This is a genomic window from Streptococcus sp. CF8_St5-11 (assembly GCF_024295625.1).
Lineage (GTDB): Bacteria > Bacillota > Bacilli > Lactobacillales > Streptococcaceae > Streptococcus.
Genome location: NZ_JANCOJ010000001.1, coordinates 349671 through 376521, shown reverse-complemented (window position 1 = coordinate 376521; position 26851 = coordinate 349671). Strand labels below are relative to the sequence as shown.

Below are 26851 nucleotides of genomic sequence, written 5' to 3'. Positions count from 1 at the left end.
TGGGAAAACCCATTATTAAAAAGGAGTTTCGGCTCCTTTTTTGCTAGGAGAAGATCATGTTAGAGACGGGCGATTTGATTTTTGTCAGTGAAAATACAGAAATGGGGCAAGCCATCCAGGCATCAACTGGCAACTATAGCCATGTGGCCATCTTTTTGGACGGACAGGTCTATCATGCAACGGTGGAAGGCGGTGTCCTTGCCCAGTCACCCGAAGATTTCTTTGAAGCTGAGAAAGTCTATGACCTTTATCGCTACCCGAAAATCGATCTCAAAGAAGTCAAGAAGCGGGCAGAAAACCTTTTAGGGGCTCCCTACAATGCTTCCTTTTATCCGGATGGAGATGGTTATTACTGTTCCCAGTTCATCGCAGAACTACTCCCTATTTTTGAAACCATTCCCATGAAGTTTGGAGATGAGGAACAAGAGATTAGTCCGTTTTGGGAAGATTACTACAGAGGGCTCGGTCTAGCGGTTCCTTTAGATCAGCCCGGGACCAATCCTAGTCAGTTAGCCCAATCACAACAGCTACAGTTTAAAGAAAGGTATTTGGATGATTTGGATTCATGAAACAACAATCTGAATCTTTGATACAGTTTATAAGAGTTACATCAAACTAAAGAAAAATAATATTTTAATCCTTTCCTCACAGCGGAAAGTCTCGATATATTATTTTCTGATTTTAAAAATATGTTCTACGTTCGAATACAACTTGTAAAAGTTGTATTTTTTTCTAATATCCTCTGGATGTTTCTTGTTTAGACAGATAAAATATGATATACTTCACAAAAAACTAACCACTGGTTAGTTTTTGCTGGAAATCAAAGGAGGAAGTAAATATGTCTTTCTTGTATCGTTTATTAACACGTACAAAACAAATCAGTCCACATATAAAAAAGTTTGAGTTCGAATTGGGCATTTTTGTTGTCAGCATATGGCTAGTTGAATCATCTGGTCGCTTTTATGTGATTGATACGGGAATGCGAGGAATGGAGAAGTACGCTGCCCAGTTTTTACTCCCACAAAAAATTGAAGCAATTTTTCTGACCCATGGACATCCAGATCATATCAAAGGTTTGCCCTATCTTATACAGCACTTTGGGAACATCCCGACTTTAATCAGTGAGAAGGAATTCCCCTATATTTCAGGCAAAGAACCTTTTCCTAATAGAAAAGAGACGGAAAAAGTGATTTTTGATCCGGCTACTTTTATAACTGTTGAAAGTCAAGAAGGTCAAGACTTGTTAAGTAGGGCAGGATTAAAACCCCTATTTTCTCCTGGTCATTCCCCTGGTCATGTTGTTTATTACCATGAAGAGGATCAAGTTTTAATTGCTGGAGATCTTTTTACAGCTACGAGAAATGGAAAGTTGCGTCCACCAATGAAAGGATATACAGCAGATATGAGACAGGCTTTAGCTAGTGGTGAAAGAATTCTCAAGGATTATTCACAGGCACTTGTTAGTGTTTGTCATGGTAGTGAGGTAAAAGATGCTGTACGAGATTTTGAGGCATCGGATGGGTTTAAAGGGAGTTTGTAATGGCAAAGAATACAAGGTCTAGAATTATCAAGGCAGCCGAGGAACTTTACCGGACAGAATCTCAGCAAAAAGTAGGAATCAGGCAGATTGCTCAAGCTGCAGGATGTTCACATTCAGCTATTTATCAGTATTTTAAAAAGAAAGAGGATATATTATATGCAGTAGCGGAAAAACCGTTAACTCACCTCTATCATACTTGCTTAGAAATCAGTCATTCCAAGCAGAATGATAAGGAACGTCTGCTTCAAATCTGTCAAACATACGTGGATTTTGGGTTTAGAGAACGTAATTTTTATGAATTATTGATTTTTTACCGTGGAGAGCATGAAGATTCAGGCGATTGTTCGCAACCGTTGATGCAATTGAGAATGAAAAGTTATCGTTTATTGGAAGAAGCTATTGATGTCTTTTTACCGAAAAACTTATCTGATGCAGAAGCGCTAAATATTCGTAGTGGAATCTTTATTTTTTTACATGGCTTAGTAAGTATCTACAGTAGGGACAATGAAGAATGTCCAGAACGCATTAAGCAACTACTGACTGATTTTATTTCTTTTAAAATAATAGGAATGAAATGAGTTGGAATAACTTATGGGGCTTCTACAGTAAACTTGGATTGAAAAGACTAAGTTCTTTTATTGCCTTATTTTCCCCTCTTGCCTGCCTATCCATAAATTGAAGATTTTGTCCTTTGGTATTGATTTCGCTTAAACTAATTTTTATGTTACAATAAGAACGAACCGATAAAACAGTAAACGAGACCTATTTATGATTACAATCATTAATCCCACACGTTTGACACGTCAGCCATTTTTCAAGGACTTGATCAACTTTTTGGATCAGCATGACGATGTGATCCTGCGGCAAATCAAGGCCCAATTTCCAGATCAACCAGTGGATAAGCTGATGGAGGAGTATATCAAAGCGGGCTTCATCCTTCGAGAAAATAAACGCTACACCCTCAACCTGCCCTTCTTGAAGTCAGCTGATCTTGTTGACTTGGATCAGGAGGTCTTTGTTCGAGAGGACAGTGCAGTTTATCAAGAATTAAAAGCCAAGGTCTTCCAAACGGAACTCCGCAACACGACCAATGCAGCGATTCTCATAGAGGAGACGGACTTTGCGCGACATGCACAGACCCTTTCCAATTACTTTTATAAGGTAGCTCACCAATACCCATTGACGGAGGATCAAGAAAAGCTCTATGCCATCTTGGGAGATGTCAATCCTGAGTATGCTCTTAAGTATATGACCAGCTTTTTGCTCAAATTTCTCAAAAAAGAAGAAGTCCAGCAAAAGCGCAAGGACATCTTTGTCGATAGTTTAGAAGTCTTAGGTTATATCCGCAAAAATGATGAAGGCAAATATGAATTAGCAGTGGACTTGGATAAGGAAAGACTGATGTTTATCAAACAATAGAAAGAGGCTAGGAAAACTTCCTAGCCTTGTTTTTTTTGATTATAGATAACGTTCAGCGATGGCGGCGTCACCTGGATACTCTTCTTTTACGCCATTGACGATTTGGTAGCAGTCTGCTCCTTTTCCAGCGATAATAACAGCATCTTCAGGCTTGCTGGTTGTCGCCATAGCCAGTTGAATGGCTTCTTCGCGATCTGCGATTTTCTCGACAGGGCGCGTGATAAAACTACTAATCTCTTCAGCGATAGCCAAAGGATCTTCATAGTTGGGATCATCCGCTGTGAGGAAGACTTGGATCTCAGGATGGTCTTCCAAGAGTATGCCAAAGTCCTTGCGGCGGCTCTCTCCTTTATTCCCAGTTGATCCGAGAACTAGTGAAATGGTCCCCGTTTGATGGGTTTCGACAACAGAGAGTAGTTTTTTCAAGCTATCACCATTATGGGCGTAGTCGATGAAGACCTTAGCGCCGTTTTGCTGAGTCAAGACTTCCATTCGGCCTGGAACGCGCGTCTTAGCAATCCCTTTTTGGATATCCTCGAGGCTCGCACCTAGGCGAAGGCAGGCAAGTCCAGCAGCCACAGCATTTTCTTGGTTGAAGCGACCAATGAGTTGGATATCATAGTCTCCAGCTAATTTACCAGTAGCTGAGAAGCTGAAAGCTTTGGAGTTTTCAATTTGATTCTCAGACTGGCTACCATAGAAGTCGTGCTCCTGGTCCTCGACTTGTTCTTTCAAGACAGAGAAATGATCCATATCGCTATTGATGACAACAGCTTGGCTATTCTTCATGAGGAGACGTTTGTGGTAGAAGTAATCCTCAAAAGTTGGATGTTCAATCGGTCCAATATGGTCAGGACTAATATTTAGAAAAACGCCGACGTTAAAGGTAAGACCGTAAACCCGTTTCACCAGATAGGCCTGACTAGAGACCTCCATAATCAGGTGAGTCCGATCATTGGCTACTGCCTGAGCCATCATAGCAAAAAGATCCAAGCTCTCTGGTGTGGTCAGGGCTGATTTAAAGAAGTTTATACCATCCAGTGTCGTATTCATGGTAGACAGCATAGCTGGTCGGTGGCTTTGTTCCAAAATATGGTAAGCAAAGTAGGCCGCTGTTGTCTTTCCCTTGGTCCCTGTGAAAGCTAATAATTTTAATTGTTTCTCAGGGTGCCCATAAAACTCCATGGCAATTAAGCTCATGGCTTGCTTGATATCATTGACAAGAATGGCAGGGATACCAACTTCATAATCTTTTTCAGAGACATAAAAGCCGAGCCCATTAGAAATCGCCTGTTCCAGGTATTCTTTTTTGAAGTTCGCCCCTTTGACAAAAAAGAGGGTGCTAGCAGACACCTTACGGCTATCATAGCTAATGGCATCAAAACTTGTTCCTTCTAGATGGTAATGGTATTCACCATTCATTAGAACTTCTCGGAAATTTTGGTCATGTTTTAAAATGTTGAGGGTTTGTTCAATTGTAATCATAAAACTATTGTAAACCGAAAGTCTGAATTTTACAAGTAACATGGAAAAGTTTATAATGAAGAGAAGAAGAAACGAAAGAGGACGTTTATGAGTCACGAACAAAATGACCAGCAAGCCCAGATGCTACGCGGGACTGCCTGGATGACAGCCAGCAATTTTATCAGCCGTTTGCTAGGAGCCGCTTATATTATTCCTTGGTATATTTGGATGGGAAAATATGGGCCACAAGCCAATGGTCTTTTTACAATGGGATACAATATCTACGCTTGGTTTCTCTTGATTTCGACAGCTGGGGTACCTGTAGCTGTTGCCAAGCAAGTAGCCAAGTACAATACCCGGGATCAAGCCGATCATAGCTTTGCTTTGATTCGAGGATTCTTGAAATTCATGGGAATTCTAGGCCTTGGATTTGCCATTCTCATGTATCTTTTATCTCCTGTCTTTGCGAGCCTTTCAGGTGGGGGAAAAGAGTTGATTCCGATCATGCAGAGCCTTTCTTGGGCTGTCTTGATCTTTCCTTCGATGAGTGTCATTCGCGGATTTTTCCAAGGTTTTAACAACATGAAACCTTATGCCATTAGCCAGATCGCAGAGCAAGTCATCCGGGTCATCTGGATGTTGCTCACGACCTTCTTCATTATGAAGATTGGCTCAGGAGATTATGTGCAGGCTGTTACGCAGTCGACCTTTGCTGCCTTTATCGGTATGGGAGCGAGCCTTCTGGTTCTCTTTTATTACCTTGCAAAAACAGGCTTGCTCTCATCTATTTTGAGAAAGCAAGAGGGAAGTGAAGGAATCGATACTCGTGCGCTTCTCATGGATACTATCCGTGAGGCCATTCCTTTCATCATCACTGGTTCCGCCATTCAGCTCTTTCAAATTGTCGACCAGATGACCTTTATCAATGTCATGTCTTGGTTTACAGATTATAGTCAGAAACAGCTGATGGTCATGTTTAGTTATTTCTCTGCTAATCCAAACAAAATCACCATGATCTTGATCGCAGTAGCGACTTCGATTGGGGGAGTAGGAATTCCACTGTTGACAGAGAATTATGTCAAGGGCGATCTAAAAGCTGCAGGCAAGCTCGTACAGGATAACTTGACTATGTTGCTAGCATTCTTGCTTCCAGCTACCTTTGGTGCAGTAGCAGTCGCAAAACCACTTTATACGGTATTTTATGGGCAACCAGATGGCTTGGCTTTGGGACTCTTTATCGTAGCGATGTTGCAAACGGTAATTTTGGGTCTTTACACAGTCTTGTCCCCAATGATTCAAGCTCTCTTCCAAAACCGCAAAGCTATTCGCTACTTCCTCTATGGAGTAGTAGTGAAATTGGTCCTCCAAATTCCATTTATTCTGGTCTTTCGTTCTTATGGGCCGCTTTTGTCAACGACCATTGCGTTAATGGTGCCAATCGTCCTCATGTATCGGGAGATCCAAACCATTACTCAGTTTAATCGCACCATCGTCTTCAAGCGGACCTTGCTTGGTTCCATTCTGACCGTGGTGATGCTACTTGGAGTCTTGATCGCCGGTTTGATTTTGGGCTGGATTTTCCCACCAAATGGCCGTGTATCGAGCATGATTTATATCATCGTCATTGGCGGATTAGGGGTTGTTATCTATGGAGCCTTAGGATTATGGCTACGGTATTTTGACCGCTTTATCGGAGGTCAAGCTACACGTCTTAGACAAAAATTTCGGATTAAATAAACCTGAGAGGCTGGGACAGAAGTCCTAGCCTCTCAATTATTTTTGGATTATCGAGCAAGACGCAGTGGTTGAGTGGGCTCTACTACGCTGCTTTCATCAGCTTTTACAGCCCTACTCAACTGTGCGGAGGTGGGACGACGAAATCGAATTCTAACGAATGACCGATTTCTGTCCCACTCTCTTTTCTTATAGTTTGAAACTATAGCTAGGTCTTGAAAATGGGAAAACCGCTCTCCTCATAATAGTGATAAAATAGTAAGCAGTTAGATTGAATGTTTATCGGAGGGCAATATGAGTAAAAAACGCAATATCAATACTATCTTGGCACAGGCAGGAATCAAGTCGGATAAAGCAACGGGAGCTTTGACGACTCCTTTGCATTTCTCTACGACTTACCAACACCCAGAATTTGGTCAGTCTACAGGTTTTGACTATACCCGTACGAAAAATCCAACACGCGCAACAGCTGAAAAGACTTTGGCAGCTATCGAAAGTGCAGATTATGCTTTGGCGACAAGCTCTGGAATGTCAGCTATTGTGCTTGCTTTTAGCATTTTCCCTGTTGGTTCAAAAGTCTTGGCCGTTCGTGACCTTTATGGAGGTTCTTTCCGCTGGTTTAACCAACAAGAGCAAGAAGGTCGTTTCTCTTTCACCTATGCCAATACAGAAGAAGAACTGATCCACCATCTAGATCATGATCCGGTGGATGTCCTCTATATTGAAACACCAACTAATCCATTGATGTTGGAATTTGATATTGATCATTTAGCCAAATTGGCCCATGCAAAAGGTGCCAAAGTCGTGGTGGATAATACCTTCTATAGCCCTATTTACCAACGCCCAATTGAAGAGGGTGCTGATATTGTTCTTCATTCAGCAACCAAGTACCTAGCTGGTCACAACGATGTCTTGGCTGGTGTTGTCGTGACAAATGATCCAGACCTGTATGACCAACTCTTTTACAATTTGAACACGACCGGTGCTGTTCTTTCCCCATTTGACAGCTATCTGTTGATCCGTGGGATCAAGACGCTTTCGATTCGGATGGAGCGCTCGACAGAGAATGCTCGCAAGGTGGTCGAATTCTTGAAAACAGAACCTCAGGTTAAAGAAGTTCTCTATACTGGAAAAGGGGGAATGGTCTCCTTTAAAATTCAAGATGAGAAAAAAATTCCTAACTTTTTAAATTCTCTTCAAGTCTTTACCTTTGCAGAAAGTCTGGGCGGAGTGGAGAGCTTGATCACTTATCCGACTACTCAGACCCACGCTGATATTCCAGCAGAGGTTCGTCATTCATACGGCTTGACAGATGACCTGCTTCGTTTGTCTATCGGAATCGAAGATGCGGATGATTTGATTGACGATTTGAAACAAGCATTGGAGGCTTAAGATGAGCAAATATGATTTTACGACTTTACCCAATCGCTTGACCCACCATACCTATAAGTGGAAAGAGACAGAGACGGATCCAGAGATCATTCCGGCTTGGATCGCGGACATGGATTTTAACGTCATTCCAGAAGTGCGAGAAGCGGTAATTGGCTATGCTGACCAAATGGTCTACGGCTATACCTATGCAGCAGACAGCCTCTATCAATCGATCCTTGAGTGGGAAAAAAATGAGCACGGCTATTCCTTTGACAAGGAAGCGATCGTCTTTATCGAAGGTGTTGTGCCAGCTATTTCAACAGCCATTCAAGCCTTCACCAAGGAAGGGGATGCTGTCTTAATCAATACACCAGTCTATCCTCCGTTTGCACGAAGCGTCAAGCTCAATCGTCGAAAATTGATCGAAAATTCATTAGTTGAAAAAGACGGACTTTTCCAAATCGATTTTGATCAGCTAGAAAAAGACATTGTGGAGCAAGAGGTTAAACTCTATGTTTTATGCAATCCGCACAATCCTGGAGGCCGTGTATGGGATCGTGAGGTCTTGGAAAAAATTGGCCATCTCTGTCAAAAACATGGTGTCCTTCTCATTTCAGATGAGATCCACCAAGATTTAGCCTTGTTTGGCCAGCGTCATATCAGCTTTAACACAGTTGACCCAAGCTTTAAAGACTTTAGCTTGATCTTAACCAGTGCAACCAAGACTTTCAATATTGCAGGAACAAAAAATTCTTATGTGGTTATTGAAAATCCAAAACTTCGCACAGCTTTTAAACAACGGCAATTGGCCAATAACCAACATGAAATCTCAGGCTTGGGCTATATTGCTACAGAAGCAGCTTATCGCCATGGCAAACCTTGGTTGACAGAGCTCAAGCAAGTCTTTGAAAAACACATTGACTATGTTGTAGATGAATTGCAGGAAAAGACCAATATCCGGGTCATGAAGCCCCAAGGAACCTATCTTCTTTGGTTGGACTTTTCAGCTTATCCTTATACCGATGATGAGCTACATGCTAAAATCCATGACCAAGCCAAATTGATTTTGAACCGTGGAACAGATTTCGGAAAAGAAGGAACCTTGCATGCCCGCCTTAATGTAGCGGCTCCTTTCTCTCTTATTGAAGAAATTACCAAACGATTAGTTGATATTTTTCACAAATAAGTGTTGACTTTCTGTAAATGAAGGAGTAAAATAAACTCGAAATACGGTAGGTGAGGCTACCACAAGGATACGGATGACTACCGCAAAGCAGTGGAGACACTACTCGTTGGTCAACAGTCCTGATCGCAAAGGTCAAGACTAAGCTCATTTCATCGCCTTGCGGAGCTAAAGCTTGAACGGTCAATTTTTTAAGAGTTTTGATTAAAAAATAAATGACAAGTTTCATGAGTCCTACCGATCGAGGGTAGGACTCTTTTTTATGCCTTACCAAGAAAAGTGAAAGGAGAGAGCTATGATACAAATCGACGATCATCCCGAACCGCACCGAGCCAGCCAATCGCTGATTTGTGTCGTAGGGACTCCAAAAGTGATTGGCTCCTGATTGAAAAAGGAGATACCAATGCAAACAAATAAAGAAAGATTCATTACTGCTCTTCAAGAACCACTTGAAACTACCTTTGCCACCTACAAAACCAGTGCCCTTGGTCTAGTTGACGATCAAGTAGAAGAAAACCGCGATACCTATGGCGAAAATGTCATCACAAAAGGTCAAGAAGATTCTATGATCAAAAAGATCTACGAATCGATCATCAATCCTTTTACGGTGATTTTGTTGGTCATTGCGCTGGTTTCCTTCATCACCAATGTCTGGCTAGCGAAGCCAGGTGAGCAGGACCCAACGACCTCCATCATCATTGTGACCTTGGTCTTGATTTCTGGTGGGATCCGCTTCATTCAAGAATTGCGGAGCGACAAAGCTGCCAGCAACTTATCACGTATGATTGTCAATACTGCGACCGTTCTGCGTGATGGATCAGAACAAGAAATTCCGATCGATGAAATCGTTGTCGGAGATGTGATCAAACTGAGTGCCGGCGATATGATCCCAGCAGATGTGGTCTTGATTGATTCCCGTGACTTTTTTGTCCAACAATCTGGTCTCACAGGGGAAAGTGATGCTGTTGAAAAGGTTTGTCTTAGAAAAGCCGACAGTCAAAACTTAGATAGTCTCTTGGAGAGTGAAAGCTTGGCCTTCATGGGGACCAATGTCATCTCCGGCCGGGCGACTGCCTTAGTCTTGGTCGTGGGGGATGAAACCATGATGGGCGCCATTGAGCAAACCATCAACACCTATGACGAACCAACCTCATTTGAGAGAGAAATGAACACCATTTCTTGGCTCTTGATTCGGCTCATGTTAGTCATGGTGCCCGTCGTCTTTGTGATCAATGGCCTAACAGATGGTGACTGGTTAGAAGCAGGTGTCTTTGCCCTCAGTGTTGGGGTTGGTTTGACTCCTGAAATGTTGCCGATGATTATTACGGCGAGTCTTGCCAAAGGCTCCATCATCATGGCTAAGGAAAAAGTCGTTATCAAAAAACTCAATGCGATCCAAGACCTCGGTGCCATCGATATTTTGTGTACAGATAAGACAGGAACCTTGACCCAAGACGAAATCGTTTTGGAGTATCCGCTTGATATCCATGGCGATTTGGATCTATCAGTCCTTCGCCGGGCTTATTTGAATTCCTATTTCCAAACTGGGCTAAAAAATTTGATGGACCGGGCGATTATCAATCGAACCCATAAAGAAGCCAAGAAACATGAGATCGTCCGCGATTTAGATCAAACCTTCCATAAGATAGATGAATTGCCCTTTGATTTTGAACGTCGTCGCATGAGTGTCATTGTCAAAGACGAAGACGGTGTGGTCAGCATGGTGACCAAGGGTGCCTTGGAAGAAATGCTTTCTGTATCGACTTATGTTGAATACAAGGGTGATATCAAACGATTAACAGACGAGGTCCGTCAAGAGGTCCTCGCTGAGGTCGCTCAATTAAATGAACAAGGTCTTCGTGTTTTGGGAGTCAGCTACAAAACCGACTTGGACGAAAATGAAATCTTTAGTGTTGAAGATGAACGAGACATGATCCTAACCGGTTACCTTGCCTTTCTTGATCCACCAAAACCTTCTGCAGCTCCAGCAATCAAAGCTCTTGCAGAATATGGGGTAACCACCAAGATCTTAACTGGGGACAATGAAAAGGTCACCCAAGCTGTCTGTGAAAAAGTAGGACTAGATGTCGAGCGGATTCTTTTGGGAAGCGAAATCGATACGATGACAGACCAAGAGTTAGCAGAAGTTGTGGAAACAACAACGGTCTTTGCCAAACTATCACCAGATCAAAAAGCGCGGATCATCCTCTGCCTCAAGAATAATGGCCACAAGGTTGGTTACATGGGAGATGGGATCAACGATGCTCCATCCATGAAGGTCTCAGACGTTGGGATCTCCGTGGATACCGCTGTGGATATCGCCAAGGAAACGGCAGATGTCATCCTTCTGGATAAGGATTTGATGGTCCTTGAAAAAGGTTTGGTTGAAGGCCGCAAGGTCTATGCCAATATGACCAAGTACATCAAGATGACGGTCTCTTCTAACTTCGGGAACATCTTCTCTCTGCTCTTCGCCAGCATCTTTTTGCCTTTCCTTCCAATGGCTCCTGTTCATTTGATTGTGCTCAATCTTATCTATGATCTTTCTTGTATCGCCCTTCCTTTTGACAATGTCGACAAGGAATTCCTCAAGAAACCTCGTATCTGGGAAGCCAATTCTATTATGCGCTTCATGGCTTGGATCGGTCCAATTTCATCCGTATTTGATATTATTACCTACATGCTTCTCTACTTCCTTGTTGTCCCAATGATTTTAGGTCATGGCTACAACCATGGAGTAGCAGATGCAGCAGCCTTTATCATGGTTTTCCAAACCGGATGGTTTATCGAATCCATGTGGTCGCAAACTATGGTTATTCATATGTTGCGCTCACCAAAATTGCCATTTATCCAAAGTCGTCCAGCCTTCTCAGTTGTGGTGACGACCCTAGCAGCAGCCATCTTTGTGACCTCCCTTCCATATAGTCCTTTGGCCCCTATCTTGAAGTTGAGCCAACTCAATGGATTGTACTTTGTTCTATTGTTTGCGATTATCGTCCTCTATATGCTTAGTGTGACGGTTGTCAAACGTATCTATATCAAGAAATACAAGGAATGGTTGTGATTTTTCCATAGAAAGAGTGAGTCCGAACTTTAAAAAATTAAGTGTAAGGGCTCTCTTTTTTTGGTGAAATTTGGTATAATAAGACGAATATAAAGTTGGAAATGAAGATTTCCACGTGTTGCGCGTATCAAAAAGGAGTAACAGAAAGAGGGAAAGTTTGACTCTTCCTCAATCCAAGCTCCTTTTTAAAAGATAGCAGCTTAGAAAGAAGGATCTCAAAAATGGGAAAACTAGAAGTTATTACACATCCACTCATTCAACATAAATTGTCTATTCTCCGTCGTACAGATACCTCTACAAAGGCCTTTCGTGAATTAGTAGATGAGATTGCTATGTTGATGGGCTACGAAGTTTTGCGTGAATTGCCTCTTGAGGACGTTGAAATTGAAACTCCGATTACCAAAACTGTTCAAAAGCAAATCGCAGGGAAAAAATTGGCTATTGTTCCCATTCTTCGTGCAGGGATTGGGATGGTTGATGGCCTCTTGAGTTTGGTGCCAGCAGCCAAGGTTGGCCATATCGGGATGTATCGTGATGAAGAAACCCTGAAACCCGTCGAATACTTGGTGAAATTACCAGAAGATATTGATCAACGTCGCATCTTTGTAGTAGACCCGATGCTTGCAACGGGTGGATCTGCTATTCTAGCCATTGATTCTTTGAAAAAACGTGGTGCTAGCCATATCAAGTTTGTCTGCTTAGTAGCAGCACCAGAAGGGGTGAAAGCTCTTCAAGAAGCGCATCCGGATGTCGACATCTTTTCTGCAGCCCTCGATGAACATTTGAATGAACATGGTTACATCGTTCCTGGTCTTGGGGATGCAGGTGACCGTTTATTCGGTACCAAATAAAGAAACCATTCATGATTCGTCCAAAAGGTGCTTTAGATTTGACCTTTTTTGACCATTGGTTTATAATAGCACATATACTTTGAACCTCACGAATCGTGAGAATGAATGGATACTAAAGGAGAAGAATAGATGATTCCAGTAGTTATTGAACAAACCAGTCGTGGAGAACGTTCTTACGATATTTATTCCCGTCTGTTGAAAGATCGAATTATCATGGTAACAGGACCCGTTGAGGACCAAATGGCTAACTCCATTATCGCTCAATTGCTCTTCTTGGATGCCCAAGATAATACAAAAGATATCTATATGTATATCAATACACCAGGAGGCTCTGTCTCTGCAGGTCTTGCCATCGTAGATACCATGAACTTTATCAAGTCAGATGTCCAAACCATTGTCATGGGGATGGCAGCTTCTATGGGAACAATTATCGCTTCAAGCGGTGCGAAGGGCAAACGCTTCATGTTGCCAAACGCCGAGTACATGATTCACCAACCAATGGGTGGTACTGGTGGTGGTACCCAACAAACCGATATGGCGATTGCAGCAGAACACTTGCTCAAAACACGGAATAACTTGGAAAAAATCCTTGCGGAAAATTCAGGTCAATCCATTGAAAAAGTGCATGCTGATGCGGAACGTGATAATTGGATGAGCGCACAAGAAACACTTGAATATGGCTTTATTGATGAAATCATGGCCAATAATAAATTGGGTTAAACCATCCGATGGGAAGGTCCGTCAAGAGGCTGGGACAAAAGTCCTAGCCTCTCAATTATTTTTGGATTGTCGAGCAAAACGCAGTGGTTGAGTGGGCTCTACTACGCTGATTTCATCAGCTTTTACAACCCTACTCAACTGTGCGGAGGTGGGACGACGAAATCGAATTCTAACGAATTACCGATTTCTGTCCCACTCTCTTTTTTGCTCTCATAAAAGAGTAGTTCTTTTTCTTGAAATTTGATATACTAGTAACAGAACGAGAAAGGGATTGACCATGTTTGAGAAACAAGAAAGAACAGGCTTAATTGTTAAATTGTATTACAATCGAGACGGGAAAAAATTACAATCTGTCGGAGATGTCTTGTACCATTCTAAGAAATGCCGTTATGTCCAATTGTATGTGGACAGTGACAAGGCCGATCAAGTCATGGAAGACTTAAAGAAAGAACGTTATGTCAAAAAGGTCTTGCCTTGCCATCTCAAAGATTTAGATACAGATTTTGTGGGGAGTTTGCAACGATTGGAGACCCCATCTGTGGTCACAGAAGGTTAGAAAACGCAATCATTTGATGGATTGCGTTTTTTTTATTGACAATTGTCAGATAATTCGGTATATTCTTAATGTATTTATTTTAAGATTCATTTAAGGAGATCATTACAAATGAAGAAAAAATTTGCTCTTTCATTTTTAACCATTGCAAGTGTCGCTCTTCTTGCTGCTTGTGGTGAAGTTTCTACTTCAGGTTCAAACACAACTGGTAACGAAATCGGCAAAGAACTAAAAGTCGGTTTTAACTTTGAAAAAACTGGTGAAGTAGCAGCCTACGGTAGCGCTGAACAAAAAGGTGCTCAATTGGCCGTTGATGAAATCAACGCTAAGGGTGGAGCTGACGGTAAGAAGATCGTTGTCACAGATAAAGATAACAAATCTGAAACAGCTGAAGCAGCTACAGTCACAACAAACCTTGTAACCCAATCAAAAGTGAACGCTCTTGTAGGACCTGCAACTTCAGGTGCTACTGCAGCAGCCGTTGCCAATGCTGGTAAAGCAGGTGTGCCATTGGTTACACCATCTGCAACTCAAGATGATTTGACAAAAGGTCAAGATTACCTTTTCCGTGCAACCTTCATCGATAGCTTCCAAGGAAAAATCATTGCTAAGTACACAACTGATAACTTGAAAGCGAAGAAAGTCGTTCTTTACTACGATAACTCATCTGACTATGCGAAAGGGATTGCTGAAGCCTTCAAGAAATCTTACAAAGGTGAAATCGTAGCAACAGAAACCTTCCAATCTAAGGATACAGACTTCCAAGCTGCCCTTACAAAAATCAAAGATAAAGACTTCGATGCGATTGTTCTTCCAGGTTACTACACTGAAACTGGTAAGATCGTAAACCAAGCGCGTGGTATGGGAATCAAACAACCAATCATTGGTGGGGATGGATTTAGCGATGCTAAGTTCGTTGAACAAGCAACACCTGCTGCAGCTACAGATATCTACTACGTAGCTGGATTCTCTACTGAAGGTGAAATGACTGATAAAGCCAAGAAATTCGTAGAAGCATACAAAGCGAAATACAATGAAGAACCTTCAATGTTCGCAGCTTTGGCTTATGATTCAGTTTACATGGTTGCAGAAGCATCTAAAGGTGCTAAGAACTCTGTCGAATTGAAAGATAACCTTGCGAAGTTGAAAGACTTGGAAGGTGTGACTGGTACAATGTCAATTGACAAGAACCACAACCCGGTTAAATCAGCTCTTATGATTGGCTTGAAAGATGGTAAAGTCAAATCAGTTGAGTCTGTAAAACCATAATTATCATTTGTTGTTTGTACAAGAGGCTGGGAGAATGAAAATTCCTGGCCTCGCTCTTTATTGTTAGAAAGGATGGTTCAAATGCTCCAGCAATTAGTGAACGGTCTAATCTTGGGAAGTGTCTATGCACTCTTGGCCCTTGGTTATACCATGGTGTATGGAATTATCAAATTGATCAACTTTGCCCATGGGGATATCTACATGGTAGGTGCCTTTATGGGATATTTCTTATTGAACTCATGGAAAGTGAACTTCTTTGTAGCCTTGCTCCTAGCAATGGTTGGGACAGCTATTTTAGGGGTTGTAATTGAATACCTGGCTTATCGTCCGCTTCGTCATTCGACTCGGATTGCTGCCTTGATCACAGCCATCGGGGTTTCCTTCTTGCTTGAATATGGGATGGTCTTCTTCGTAGGGGCCAATACCCGTTCCTTCCCGCAAGTGATTAAAACGGTTCGTTACAACTTCGGTCCTATTTCAATCTCCAATATTCAGTTGATGATCTTGGGAGTGTCTGTTTTCTTGATGGTCGCTCTTCAATTTATTATTCAAAAGACAAAGATGGGGAAAGCCATGCGGGCTGTATCTGTCGATAGTGATGCCGCTCAATTGATGGGGATTAACGTAAACCGTACGATCAGCTTTACCTTTGCTTTGGGATCAGCCTTGGCAGGTGCTGGTGGTGTCTTGATTGGTTTGTATTACAACTCGATCGAGCCTTTGATGGGGATGACACCAGGGATCAAAGCCTTTGTCGCAGCCGTTCTTGGAGGAATCGGAATCATTCCAGGTGCGGCCCTAGGTGGATTTGTTATCGGTTTGTTGGAAACCTTCGCTACAGCGATCGGTCTTTCAGACTTCCGTGATGCCATTGTGTATGCCATCTTAATTGTGATCTTGCTCATCCGTCCAGCAGGTATCCTCGGTAAAAATGTGAAAGAGAAGGTGTAAGCCATGAAACAAAATTTAAAAGTGAATTTAGTCTGGCTTGGTCTTTTGGTCGCAGGTTTTGCCTTGATCCAAGTCTTGGTTGCAGCGGGTGTGCTCAACCTCTTCTATATCCAAATTTTAGAACAAATTGGAATTAATATTATCCTTGCAGTTGGCTTGAACCTCATTGTTGGTTTCTCAGGTCAATTCTCGCTCGGGCATGCCGGATTTATGGCGATTGGTGCCTATTCTGCAGCCATTCTCGGTTCTAAATCACCAACCTATGGTGCTTTCTTTGGCGCGATGGTTTTAGGTGCTTTGATTGCTGGTGTCGTTGCCTTGATCGTTGGGGTTCCAACCCTTCGTTTGAAAGGGGACTACCTCGCGATTGCGACACTTGGGGTTTCTGAAATCATCCGGATCTTGATCGTCAATGGGGGTACTCTCACCAATGGGGCTGCTGGGATCCTTGGTTTGCCAGCCTTTACAACTTGGCAATTGGTTTACCTCTTTGTTGTCATTACAACGATCTTTACGATTAACTTCTTACGCAGTCCAATTGGACGCTCTACCCTTTCTGTTCGTGAAGATGAAATCGCAGCAGAATCTGTTGGGATCAATACGACCAAAGTCAAAGTCATCGCCTTTGTATTTGGTGCGATCACAGCGGCGATTGCTGGATCTCTCCAAGCTGGCTTTATCGGATCTGTTGTTCCTAAAGATTACTCTTTCACCAATACCATTAATGTCTTGATCATTGTCGTGTTTGGTGGTTTGGGATCAATGTCAGGAACAGTTGTAGCAGCCATCGTCTTGGGTATCTTGAATATGGTGCTTCAAGACTTCTCAAGTGTACGTATGATCATTTACTCATTGGCTTTGATTCTCGTGATGATCTTCCGTCCAGGTGGTCTTCTTGGAACATGGGAATTCAGCTTGAAAAAACTACTCTCAAAAAAGGAGGCTAACTAATGGCACTTCTTGAAGTAAAAAATTTAACAAAAAACTTTGGTGGTTTGACAGCCGTTGGGGATGTGACCATGGAACTCAATGAAGGGGAATTGGTTGGTTTGATCGGACCCAACGGTGCCGGGAAAACAACCCTCTTCAACCTCCTAACAGGGGTATATGAACCAAGTGAAGGGACCATTACCTTAGATGGTCAGCTCCTAAATGGTAAAGCACCTTATAAAATCGCTGCAGGTGGTCTGGGACGTACTTTCCAAAATATTCGTCTCTTTAAAGATTTGAGCGTGTTGGACAATGTCTTGATTGCCTTTGCTAATCACCACAAACCACATGTCTTTGCGAGTCTTTTCCGCTTGCCAAGCTATTACAAGAATGAAGAAGCTTTGAAAGCAAAAGCCCTTGAATTGTTAGCGATTTTTGGTTTGGAAAAAGAAGCAGATACCTTGGCCAAAAACTTAGCTTACGGACAACAACGTCACTTGGAGATCGTTCGTGCCCTTGCTACAGAGCCAAAAATCCTCTTCTTGGATGAGCCTGCTGCAGGGATGAACCCTCAAGAAACAGCAGAATTGACCCAATTGATCCGTCGCATTCAAAAAGAATTTAATATTACGATCATGCTGATCGAGCACGATATGAGCTTGGTTATGGAAGTAACAGAACGGATTTATGTATTGGAATACGGTCGCTTGATTGCCCATGGTACGCCAGATGAAATCAAGACCAACAAACGCGTAATAGAAGCCTATCTTGGAGGTGAAGCCTAATGTCTATGTTAAAAGTTGAAAACCTCTCTGTACACTACGGCATGATCCAGGCTGTCCGAGATGTCAGCTTTGAAGTCAATGAAGGAGAAGTTGTTTCTCTTATCGGTGCTAACGGTGCTGGGAAAACCTCTATTCTTCGTACCATTTCAGGCTTGGTACGTCCAAGTGCTGGGAAAATTGAGTTCTTGGGTCAGGAGATTCAAAAGGTTCCGGCTCAAAAAATTGTAGCTGCTGGACTCTCTCAAGTTCCAGAAGGCCGCCATGTCTTTCCTGGCTTGACCGTTATGGAAAACCTGGAAATGGGAGCTTTCTTGAAGAAAGATCGAGAAGAAAATCAAGCTAACTTGAAGAAAGTCTTCTCACGTTTCCCACGTTTGGAAGAACGGAAGAACCAAGATGCAGCCACCCTATCTGGTGGGGAACAACAAATGCTAGCAATGGGTCGTGCACTTATGTCAACACCAAAACTCTTGCTGTTGGATGAACCTTCTATGGGATTGGCCCCAATCTTTATCCAAGAAATCTTTGATATCATCCAAGATATCCAAAAACAAGGAACAACCGTTCTCTTGATTGAGCAAAACGCCAACAAGGCCCTTGCCATCGCAGATCGCGGTTATGTTTTGGAAACAGGGAAAGTCGTTCTTTCCGGAACAGGAAAAGAACTCTTAGCCTCAGAAGAAGTCCGCAAGGCTTACCTTGGTGGATAAGATTTCTAAAGTTCACTAGAATGTTAAAAAGAAAGGTCCAAAAGGCCTTTCTTTTTCATTGTTCCTGTTTGATTTTTCTAAATTTTGAAAACAAGAGAAAACTGCTGAAAGCGTTTGAAATCATTCTTAAAATCAAGTATAATAAAACTAATAAAAGCATAGGAGAACTTGTTATGGCTGTTAAAGATTTTATGACACGTAAAGTGGTTTACATTAGTCCAGATACGACAATTGCTCATGCGGCAGATTTGATGCGCGAACAAGGCTTACACCGTTTACCGGTCATTGAAAATGATCAATTAGTTGGCTTAGTGACAGAAGGTACGATTGCAGAAGCAAGTCCATCTAAAGCAACCAGCTTGTCGATTTATGAGATGAACTATCTCTTGAACAAAACTAAGGTCAAAGATGTCATGCTTCGCGATGTCATTACCATCTCAAAATTTGCTAGCTTAGAAGATGCGACCTACCTCATGTATAAGAACAAGGTGGGAATTCTTCCAGTCGTGGACAATGAGCAAGTATCCGGTGTCATCACGGATCGTGATATTTTCCGTGCCTTCCTTGAAGTGTCCGGTTATGGAGAAGAAGGAGTCCGTGTACGCTTTGTGACGGAAGATAAGGTTGGCGTTCTCGAGCAAATCATTCACTTGATTGTAGAAGAAGGGTATAACATCGCCAATACAGTCAATATCCCAACCAAAGACGATCGTGTCGTTATCGAAGTCCAAATTGATGGGGTGACAGATCTAGAAGGAATCCGTAGTAAATTTGAAGCCAACGGTTTGAAAGTCGATGAAATCATTCGAACTAGCGCAAAAGCTATTTAATAAAAAATCAGGCTGGATGATCATCCAGTCTGATTTTTGTATTAACGAGTAATGGGTTGTTTTTCTCTATCTAAAGTGAAGCCTTCGCCGAGAATTTCATGGGCTTCGGAAATCGTAATAAAGGCGAATGGATCAATACGATTGATGATATCTTTCATTTGTTTCATCTCATTCCGCGAAACGACACAGTAGACGATATCCAGGTCCTTACGGCTGTAATAGCCCATCCCACGGATAAAGGTAATCCCGCGACCCAGATCGTCAGATACCTTTTGGGCAATTTCTTCTGGTTTAGATGTAACGATGAGGAAGCCTTTTCCAGCAAAACCACCTTCTCCAATCAAGTCGATCACAAGGGTGTCAATCAGGATGAAGAAGAGAGTATACATGGCGGTACGGACATCTTGGAAGACTACGACAACAGTTGTCAGAACAATGGCATCTACAATCAACATGAGTTTTCCCATACTGAGGGAAGTGTATTTATTAAAGATGCGAGCGAGGATATCTGTTCCTCCAGTAGTTCCTCCAGCATTGAAGATGATCCCTAGCCCCAAACCAAGCACAACCCCTGAGGCAATACAGGCAAGCAGAATATCTCCTTTAAAGGCGTCAAAGATGAAGTGATGGTAGCGGTGGCTGAGGGGCATGGCTTCAAAAATAGCCATCCAAGCCGAAACCGAAAAGGTCCCCAGTAAGCTCAGATAAAGAGATTTCTTGCCCAGGAGCTTCCAAGCCAAAACGAAGAGAGGGATATTGATCAGCAAGTTCATGATGGATACAGGGATTTTGAAAAGGTAATAGGTGATCAAGGTAATCCCTGTTGCTCCTCCTTCATAGAAGTGAAAGGGAATGACTAAAAAATAGATCCCAAACGAAAAAATGCCGGCCCCAAAAATGATAGCCAGAATATCTTTAAATTTAAACATGATAGGTTGTCTCCTAAAACTTTATAAGAATATTGTAACAAAAAAGTGAAAAAATGAAAATGACTTTGAAAAATTTTCTCTCCTAAAATACAAGATTTTTACCCTTATTTTTGGTAAAATAAAAAGAAGAAAAACAGAAAGAGGATACTATGGTAAACGGTACATTAATTTCATTTGAAGGTCCAGAAGGAGCGGGGAAATCATCGGTCCTAGAAGCCATTTTGCCTCTACTTGAAGAAAAAGGAATCCCTTTTATTACAACCCGTGAACCAGGTGGTGTTGACATTGCCGAAAAGATCCGCCAAGTCATTTTGGATCCAGACCATACTAGTATGGATGCCAAGACCGAGTTGTTGCTCTATATTGCTAGTCGCCGGCAGCATTTGGTGGAACGTGTCTTGCCAGCTCTTGCAGTTGGGAAGGTTGTCTTGATGGACCGCTTTATTGACAGCTCGGTGGCTTACCAAGGGTATGGTCGCGGTCTGAGTGTGGAAGACATCGAGTGGCTCAATCAATTCGCGACAGATGGCCTTAAACCAGACCTAACCCTTTACTTTGATCTGGATGTCGAAGAAGGACTCGCACGAATTGCGAAAAACCAAGAGCGGGAAGTCAATCGTTTGGATTTGGAAGGATTGGAGCTTCACCAAAAAGTCAGACAAGGTTATTTGGCCTTGTATGAAAAGGAACCAGAGCGCATCGTGAAAATCGATGCCAGTCAATCTTTTGAAGCAGTCTTTACGGATGTCTTGGCTGTTTTAGAAAATCGCTTGGGGACATTGAAATGAATCTAGAAGAGATCCAACAGCTCCAGCCAGAACTGGTGGAGCGCTTCACCCAGATCCTAGAACACAAACAGCTCAGTCATGCTTATCTTTTTACAGGTTCGTTTGCCAGTTTTGAGATGGCCCTCTTGCTAGCTCAGAGTCAGTTTTGCGAAGATTTGCAGGGAGTCTGGCCTTGTGGCAAATGTCGGTCCTGCCGCTTGATTGCTGAAGAAGAATTCTCAGACGTGAAGATCGTGCGTCCAGTCAACCAGATCATAAAGACTGATCGTATTCGCTCGTTGGTTCAAGACTTTTCTCAATCCGGGTTTGAAGGAAGTCGGCAGGTCTTTATCGTCCAAGATGCGGACAAGATGCACACCAATGCAGCGAATTCTCTCTTAAAGGTTATGGAAGAACCCCAGAGTGAGATCTATCTCTTCTTGTTGACATCTGATGAAAACTTGATCTTACCGACCATCAAGAGTCGGGCCCAGCAGGTCCATTTTCCCAAAAAGCAAGCCTACCTTACCGAACGTCTAGAAAAAGAAGGTTTGATTAAATCGCAGGCAAATTTAGTAGCTCGTTTTAGTTTTAGTCTCGAAGAAGCAGAGCAGCAAAAAAAGAATGCTACATTTTTTGAACTGGCCAAAGTTTGTGATCAGTTCATCGAACGTTGTCAATCCAATTTGAATCGTGCTTATTTGGAAGTGACCCGCTTAGTAAGCCTAGCAGATGATAAGGAAAAACAAAGCCAGGCCTTTCGTTTGATGGAGTTGGCTTTAGAAGAGCAGTTGCGCTTGAGCAGATCCCAGCAGTTGCTTGAGAAATTGAGTTTTGCTCGCAGGATGTGGAAGGCCAATGTTTCTTTTCAAAATGCTCTAGAATATATGGTTTTGAGCTTAGAAAGTTAAGGAGTCAGAATGAATAAAAAAGAATTATTTGATGCTTTAGACGGCTTTTCTCAGAATTTGTTGGTCACCTTGGCTGAAGTCGAAGCCATCAAGAAAAATTTGAAACAAGTCATCGAAGAAAATACAGCTCTTCGCTTAGAAAATGATAAATTGAGAGAGCGTTTGGGAGAAGTTGAGAAGACTTCATCCGCAAAGTCACAACACCACGGTCGTGAAAATTTGCAACGTATTTACAACGATGGCTTTCATATCTGCACTTATTCCTACGGTCAACGCCGTGAGAACGATGAAGAGTGTATGTTTTGTGACGAGTTGTTATTTAGGGAGTAAGCATGCAGATCCAACGAAGTTTTAAAGGGGAAAAGAAAACAGGGGTTCTTTACCTGGTCCCAACACCGATCGGTAACCGGGAGGATATGAGTTACCGCATGGTCCAGACCTTAAAGGATGTGGACTTAATCGCAGCTGAGGATACTAGAAATACAGGCCTCTTGCTCAAGCATTTTGAGATTACGACGCCCCAGACCAGCTTTCATGAGCACAATGCCATGGAGAAAATTCCTGATCTGATCGCCCATTTAGAATCCGGAAAGGATGTGGCGCAAGTCTCAGATGCAGGACTCCCTAGTATTTCTGACCCTGGTCATGATTTGGTCAAGGCAGCGATTGAACGCGAGATTCCTGTCGTAGCTGTGCCTGGTCCTAGTGCAGGTATAACGGGTTTGATTGCCAGTGGCCTAGCCCCTCAACCTCATATTTTTTATGGATTTCTGCCTCGCAAAGAGGGGCAACAGAAGGCTTTTTTCCAAGAAAAAGTGGCCTATCCTGAGACCCAGATCTTTTATGAGTCTCCCCATCGAGTGAAGGCAACCCTAGAGAATATGTTGGCTGTCTATGGGGATCGTCCTGTCGTATTGGTTCGTGAATTAACCAAGATCTACGAGGAATATACTCGCGGCAGTATTTCTGAGTTAGTCGCATTTCTTGAAGAAAATCCTCTCAAAGGGGAGTGCCTCTTGATCGTCGAAGGAGCCAAGGAAGAAGAGCTAGACCTAGAAGAGGTCGACTTGATCCAAGAGATCGACACCTTGGTCCAAGAGGGCATGAAGAAAAATCAAGCAATTAAACAGGTCGCCAAACAATACGGCCTGCAAAAGAGTGAGCTCTATGCTCGTTACCATCAAGACTAGGAAAGGTTGGAAGCAGGATGGAAATTAGAATGGCTTATCCCAATGAGATTAAGCGAATTATGGAAATCATCCAAGACGCCAAGGAAAGCCTGGCTCAAAGACAGGTCGATCAGTGGCAGGATGGCTATCCAAATGAAGAGATCATTTTTGAGGATATTCTAGAAAGTCGTGGCTATGTGGCAGTTGAAGATCAGGAAGTTGTCGCCTATGCAGCCGTCCACAAGGGAAATGAAGCGGCCTATAATGAGATTTACGATGGCAAGTGGGAGCATGACAACTATATGTATGTCACTTTTCACCGAGTCGCTGTAGCCAAAGAAGCTGCTGGCAAAGGGGTTGCTCAGACCTTCCTTCAAGGTTTAATCGAAGGAGAAAAAGGGCCAGATTTCCGTTGCGATACCCACCCGGATAATCTGGTCATGCAACATTTGCTTGAAAAATTGGGCTACCATTATTGTGGAAAGGTCCCTATTGATGGCGTCCGCCTGGCTTATCAAAAGATCAAGCGAAAAGCAGAAACCAGTTTATTCCAAGTGGTCTCAGAAGAAGATCGCTGGGATCAAAGAGCAGAAGCGGCCTACGATGACTCTCTATCTTAAACAATTTTATGAAAGCCCTATGGGGCTTCTTTCGATCATTGTCAGTGAAGAAGGCCTTGTAGAGCTTGATTTTTATGATCCGAAAGAGGATGCTCCTGATCCCTATGGGGCGCTGGAACAGATCCATCCCTACCATGAGAAGGTAAAGGAGTGGTTGGATCACTATTTTGCGGGGGATCCAATTGCGATCAGCTTTCCACTAGCACCGCAAGGGACAGCCTTTCAAGAGCGCGTGTGGCAGTTATTGCGAGAGATCCCATATGGTGAGACCAAGACCTATGGCCAACTTGCCCAGGATCTTTCTTGTGGTTCAGCCCAGGCCGTAGGACAGGCTGTCGGACGCAATCCCTTGACGATCTTAGTCCCTTGCCACCGCGTGATGGGAAAAGATGGACAACTGACGGGCTATGCGTCTGGACTTGATCGCAAACGCTGGCTCTTACACCATGAAGGAATTACCTGGAAGGAGAAATAAAATCGATGTATACCTTTATTGAATACCCAAAATGTTCGACTTGTCGAAAGGCTAAATCAGAATTGGACGGTCTCCAATGTGAGTTTCAAAGCCAAAACATCGTCACAGAAACACCGACTAGCCAAGAATTGCAAGACTGGATGGCAGCTTCTGGCCTACCGATCAAGTCTTTCTTCAATACTAGCGGGATGAAATACCGAGAACTCGGTTTGAAAGATAAGGTGGATCAACTGACGATGAAAGAAGCGGCGGATCTCCTTGCATCAGACGGTATGCTGATCAAGCGCCCCCTACTTGTCAAAGACGGAAAAGTGGTTCAAGTGGGCTACCGGAAACCATACGCAGACTTAGATTTGTAAAAAAAAGGGAGTTGGATTTTCTTCAGATCTATAATAAAAGTATGCCAGAAGCTTTCCTTAGGTGAGTACGGACGTCAGCGAACTTCAAAGAAGTTCCATGACTTAGTTTTGAGCCTAAGGTCTCAAAACTCCCGAGTGCTAGAAACAATAATGTTTCTAGCACTTTTCTCACGGCGGAAAGTTTCGGTATATTCTTTATGAAATTCATAAGTTAGAACTTATTTTGATTTCTTGACAAAATCGCGTAACCTATCTTACTTATAATTTATTTTTATATATTCTAAAGGGAGTTGGACTCCCTTTTCATTTTGAGTTGAAGATGATATAATCATACGAGTGAAATCTACGAAAGAGAGTCAAGCATGAGTATTTTAGAAGTGAAAAATTTGAGTCACGGTTTTGGGGACCGTGCGATTTTTGAGGATGTGTCTTTCCGTTTGTTAAAGGGAGAGCATATCGGTCTAGTCGGGGCTAATGGTGAAGGAAAATCGACCTTCATGAGTATCGTGACCGGTAAGATGCAGCCAGACGAAGGAAAGGTCGAGTGGTCTAAGTATGTGACCGCTGGTTACCTGAACCAACACGCTGTCCTAAAAGAAGGACAAACGGTGCGCGATGTCTTGCGGACAGCTTTTGATGAGTTGTTCACAGCAGAAGCTAGGATCAATGACCTCTATATGGCCATGGCGGAAGACGGCGCCGATGTCGATGCTCTCATGGAAGAGGTCGGAGAACTTCAGGAACGTCTAGAAAGTCGTGATTTTTATACCTTGGATGCCAAGATCGATGAAGTGGCCCGTGCTCTTGGAGTCATGGATTTTGGGATGGAGACGGATGTGACCTCATTGTCAGGTGGGCAACGGACCAAGGTCCTCTTGGCCAAACTCTTGCTAGAAAAACCTGATATTTTGCTACTTGACGAGCCAACCAACTACTTGGATGCAGAGCACATTGATTGGCTCAAGCGCTATTTGCAAAATTATGAAAATGCCTTTGTCCTCATTTCCCACGATATTCCATTCTTGAATGATGTGATCAATATCGTCTACCATGTGGAAAATCAGCAGTTAACCCGCTATTCTGGGGACTATTACCAATTCCTCGAAGTCTATGAAATGAAGAAGTCGCAATTAGAAGCGGCTTATGAGCGCCAGCAAAAAGAAATTGCTGATTTGAAAGATTTCGTAGCCCGTAATAAGGCGCGTGTGGCAACGCGGAATATGGCCATGTCTCGTCAGAAGAAGCTGGACAAGATGGAACTCATTGAACTGCAAAGTGAGAAACCAAAGCCATCCTTTGACTTTAAAAATGCCCGGACTCCAGGACGCTTTATCTTCCAGGCCAAGGATCTCCAGATTGGGTATGACCGTCCTTTGACCAAGCCTTTGAACCTAACGTTTGAGCGCAATCAAAAGGTAGCCATCATCGGTGCCAACGGGATCGGGAAAACCACTCTCTTGAAGAGCTTGCTAGGAATCATTCCACCGATCGCTGGAGAAGTAGAACGTGGAGATTACCTAGAACTTGGCTATTTCGAGCAAGAGGTCGAAGGAGGCAATCGTCAGACACCGCTAGAAGCAGTCTGGAATGCCTTTCCAGCTCTCAACCAAGCAGAGGTCCGTGCAGCCCTTGCCCGCTGTGGGTTGACCACCAAGCATATCGAGAGCCAAATCCAGGTCTTATCCGGTGGAGAGCAAGCCAAAGTACGCTTCTGTCTCCTCATGAATCGTGAAAACAATGTCTTGGTCTTGGACGAACCAACCAACCACTTGGATGTGGATGCTAAAGATGAATTGAAACGGGCCCTGAAAGAATACAAGGGATCGATCCTCATGGTTTGCCACGAGCCAGACTTCTATGAAGGCTGGATGGACCAAATCTGGGACTTTAATGAATTAACGTAAACACAAAAAGAGAACCATGCGGTTCTCTTTTTAGATTGACGTTACATACTTCTTAGAAACTTTCCTTAGGTGAGGACGGACGTCAGCGAACTTCGTAGAAGTTCCATGACTAATTAAGATACAAAGGGCGTCTGCGGATAAAGTCAAAATAGGAAGTTTGACGCAGAATCTTTCGATTCTAGGAGTACTTATCTTTTTGACACAATCCGTAGCCCGTGTTCAATTAGTTTTGAACCCCTTCGCTTTTTAAATTTTTAGGCTTAGGCTAAAACAGTTCCCCGAACTGTTTTACTTACAAAACTCCCGAGTGCTAGAAACAAGTTTGTTTCTAGCACTTTTCTCA

The 26851-nt window shown here is 42.9% G+C and carries 27 protein-coding genes and 1 riboswitch; of the genes, 25 read left to right on the top strand and 2 right to left on the bottom strand.

The window, feature by feature from the left end; genetic code table 11:
• The first annotated feature begins 56 nt into the window (after positions 1-56).
• The 4 genes from NMM13_RS01800 to NMM13_RS01785 all read left to right on the top strand — a co-directional run bounded on the left by NMM13_RS01800 (position 57) and on the right by NMM13_RS01785 (position 2959).
• On the top strand, positions 57-569 hold the full coding sequence (locus tag NMM13_RS01800) for a YiiX/YebB-like N1pC/P60 family cysteine hydrolase (protein WP_254727218.1): 513 nt from the start codon (positions 57-59) through the stop codon (positions 567-569).
• A 269-nt stretch (positions 570-838) separates the two neighbouring features.
• Positions 839-1540 carry an MBL fold metallo-hydrolase gene (locus NMM13_RS01795; protein ID WP_254727215.1) on the top strand — a complete coding sequence of 234 codons (702 nt, stop codon included), beginning with the start codon at positions 839-841 and terminating at the stop codon, positions 1538-1540.
• Positions 1540-2118 carry a TetR/AcrR family transcriptional regulator gene (locus NMM13_RS01790; RefSeq protein WP_254727212.1) on the top strand — a complete coding sequence of 193 codons (579 nt, stop codon included), beginning with the start codon at positions 1540-1542 and terminating at the stop codon, positions 2116-2118. The genes NMM13_RS01795 and NMM13_RS01790 overlap by 1 nt, the downstream gene beginning before the upstream one ends.
• Before the next feature lie 190 nt (positions 2119-2308).
• A complete protein-coding gene (locus tag NMM13_RS01785; protein WP_061591022.1) occupies positions 2309-2959 on the top strand; it encodes a DUF1803 domain-containing protein in 651 nt (216 codons plus the stop codon).
• Between the two features lie 39 nt (positions 2960-2998).
• On the opposite strand, the gene NMM13_RS01780 is transcribed toward NMM13_RS01785, so the two are convergent.
• Entirely contained in the window at positions 2999-4444 is a 1446-nt protein-coding gene (locus NMM13_RS01780) for a UDP-N-acetylmuramoyl-L-alanyl-D-glutamate--L-lysine ligase (protein ID WP_254727209.1), read from the bottom strand.
• An 87-nt stretch (positions 4445-4531) separates the two neighbouring features.
• Here NMM13_RS01780 and NMM13_RS01775 point away from each other — a divergent pair, with 87 nt between their 5' ends.
• The 13 genes from NMM13_RS01775 to NMM13_RS01715 all read left to right on the top strand — a co-directional run bounded on the left by NMM13_RS01775 (position 4532) and on the right by NMM13_RS01715 (position 19374).
• On the top strand, positions 4532-6160 hold the full coding sequence (locus NMM13_RS01775) for a polysaccharide biosynthesis protein (RefSeq protein ID WP_254727206.1): 1629 nt from the start codon (positions 4532-4534) through the stop codon (positions 6158-6160).
• A 291-nt stretch (positions 6161-6451) separates the two neighbouring features.
• Positions 6452-7549, top strand: coding sequence for a cystathionine gamma-synthase (locus NMM13_RS01770; RefSeq protein ID WP_254727203.1), 1098 nt, complete (start codon positions 6452-6454; stop codon positions 7547-7549).
• A gap of 1 nt (position 7550) precedes the next feature.
• Positions 7551-8714 carry a MalY/PatB family protein gene (locus NMM13_RS01765; RefSeq protein WP_254727200.1) on the top strand — a complete coding sequence of 388 codons (1164 nt, stop codon included), beginning with the start codon at positions 7551-7553 and terminating at the stop codon, positions 8712-8714.
• Positions 8715-8749: 35 nt separating this feature from the next.
• Positions 8750-8906: riboswitch (M-box (ykoK) riboswitch) on the top strand.
• A gap of 208 nt (positions 8907-9114) precedes the next feature.
• A complete protein-coding gene (mgtA, locus tag NMM13_RS01760) occupies positions 9115-11775 on the top strand; it encodes a magnesium-translocating P-type ATPase (protein ID WP_254727197.1) in 2661 nt (886 codons plus the stop codon).
• A gap of 221 nt (positions 11776-11996) precedes the next feature.
• On the top strand, positions 11997-12626 hold the full coding sequence (gene upp / locus NMM13_RS01755; protein WP_254727193.1) for a uracil phosphoribosyltransferase: 630 nt from the start codon (positions 11997-11999) through the stop codon (positions 12624-12626).
• 129 nt (positions 12627-12755) lie between these two features.
• On the top strand, positions 12756-13346 hold the full coding sequence (clpP, locus tag NMM13_RS01750; RefSeq protein ID WP_021153673.1) for an ATP-dependent Clp protease proteolytic subunit ClpP: 591 nt from the start codon (positions 12756-12758) through the stop codon (positions 13344-13346).
• A gap of 277 nt (positions 13347-13623) precedes the next feature.
• The gene (locus tag NMM13_RS01745) at positions 13624-13902 is read left to right on the top strand and encodes a DUF2129 domain-containing protein (protein ID WP_003013098.1); all 279 of its coding nucleotides are present in this window, start codon (positions 13624-13626) and stop codon (positions 13900-13902) included.
• A 108-nt stretch (positions 13903-14010) separates the two neighbouring features.
• Positions 14011-15168, top strand: a complete 1158-nt coding sequence (locus NMM13_RS01740) for an ABC transporter substrate-binding protein (RefSeq protein ID WP_023918808.1) — start codon at positions 14011-14013, stop codon at positions 15166-15168.
• Between the two features lie 81 nt (positions 15169-15249).
• On the top strand, positions 15250-16119 hold the full coding sequence (locus NMM13_RS01735; protein ID WP_021153669.1) for a branched-chain amino acid ABC transporter permease: 870 nt from the start codon (positions 15250-15252) through the stop codon (positions 16117-16119).
• A gap of 3 nt (positions 16120-16122) precedes the next feature.
• Positions 16123-17070, top strand: a complete 948-nt coding sequence (locus NMM13_RS01730; protein ID WP_003008278.1) for a branched-chain amino acid ABC transporter permease — start codon at positions 16123-16125, stop codon at positions 17068-17070.
• Positions 17070-17834: an ABC transporter ATP-binding protein gene (locus tag NMM13_RS01725; RefSeq protein ID WP_003005595.1), complete on the top strand. Its 765-nt coding sequence runs from the start codon at positions 17070-17072 to the stop codon at positions 17832-17834. The genes NMM13_RS01730 and NMM13_RS01725 overlap by 1 nt, the downstream gene beginning before the upstream one ends.
• The gene (locus NMM13_RS01720; RefSeq protein ID WP_003008277.1) at positions 17834-18544 is read left to right on the top strand and encodes an ABC transporter ATP-binding protein; all 711 of its coding nucleotides are present in this window, start codon (positions 17834-17836) and stop codon (positions 18542-18544) included. The genes NMM13_RS01725 and NMM13_RS01720 overlap by 1 nt, the downstream gene beginning before the upstream one ends.
• A gap of 173 nt (positions 18545-18717) precedes the next feature.
• A complete protein-coding gene (locus NMM13_RS01715; protein WP_254727191.1) occupies positions 18718-19374 on the top strand; it encodes a CBS domain-containing protein in 657 nt (218 codons plus the stop codon).
• Positions 19375-19415: 41 nt separating this feature from the next.
• Here NMM13_RS01715 and NMM13_RS01710 read toward each other — a convergent pair whose 3' ends face one another.
• The gene (locus NMM13_RS01710; RefSeq protein WP_254727188.1) at positions 19416-20303 is read right to left on the bottom strand and encodes a YitT family protein; all 888 of its coding nucleotides are present in this window, start codon (positions 20301-20303) and stop codon (positions 19416-19418) included.
• A 149-nt stretch (positions 20304-20452) separates the two neighbouring features.
• Between NMM13_RS01710 and tmk the strand changes: the two genes are divergently transcribed.
• From tmk to abc-f, 8 genes are all read left to right on the top strand, one after another.
• On the top strand, positions 20453-21091 hold the full coding sequence (tmk, locus tag NMM13_RS01705) for a dTMP kinase (RefSeq protein ID WP_254727186.1): 639 nt from the start codon (positions 20453-20455) through the stop codon (positions 21089-21091).
• Positions 21088-21981, top strand: a complete 894-nt coding sequence (locus NMM13_RS01700; protein ID WP_254727184.1) for a DNA polymerase III subunit delta' — start codon at positions 21088-21090, stop codon at positions 21979-21981. Before tmk ends, NMM13_RS01700 begins: the two co-directional genes overlap by 4 nt.
• A 9-nt stretch (positions 21982-21990) precedes the next feature.
• Complete coding sequence (gene yabA, locus NMM13_RS01695; RefSeq protein WP_003005416.1) at positions 21991-22311, top strand: DNA replication initiation control protein YabA; 321 nt, start codon at positions 21991-21993, stop codon at positions 22309-22311.
• Between the two features lie 2 nt (positions 22312-22313).
• Positions 22314-23171: a 16S rRNA (cytidine(1402)-2'-O)-methyltransferase gene (gene rsmI, locus NMM13_RS01690; protein ID WP_134974130.1), complete on the top strand. Its 858-nt coding sequence runs from the start codon at positions 22314-22316 to the stop codon at positions 23169-23171.
• 17 nt (positions 23172-23188) lie between these two features.
• Positions 23189-23770 (top strand): GNAT family N-acetyltransferase, encoded by a 582-nt coding sequence (locus tag NMM13_RS01685; RefSeq protein ID WP_254727181.1) that lies wholly within the window; start codon positions 23189-23191, stop codon positions 23768-23770.
• Positions 23754-24245 (top strand): methylated-DNA--[protein]-cysteine S-methyltransferase, encoded by a 492-nt coding sequence (locus NMM13_RS01680; RefSeq protein WP_254727178.1) that lies wholly within the window; start codon positions 23754-23756, stop codon positions 24243-24245. Before NMM13_RS01685 ends, NMM13_RS01680 begins: the two co-directional genes overlap by 17 nt.
• Before the next feature lie 5 nt (positions 24246-24250).
• On the top strand, positions 24251-24604 hold the full coding sequence (locus tag NMM13_RS01675) for an arsenate reductase family protein (protein WP_254727175.1): 354 nt from the start codon (positions 24251-24253) through the stop codon (positions 24602-24604).
• 362 nt (positions 24605-24966) lie between these two features.
• On the top strand, positions 24967-26508 hold the full coding sequence (abc-f, locus tag NMM13_RS01670) for a ribosomal protection-like ABC-F family protein (protein ID WP_254727172.1): 1542 nt from the start codon (positions 24967-24969) through the stop codon (positions 26506-26508).
• Positions 26509-26851: the final 343 nt, after the last annotated feature.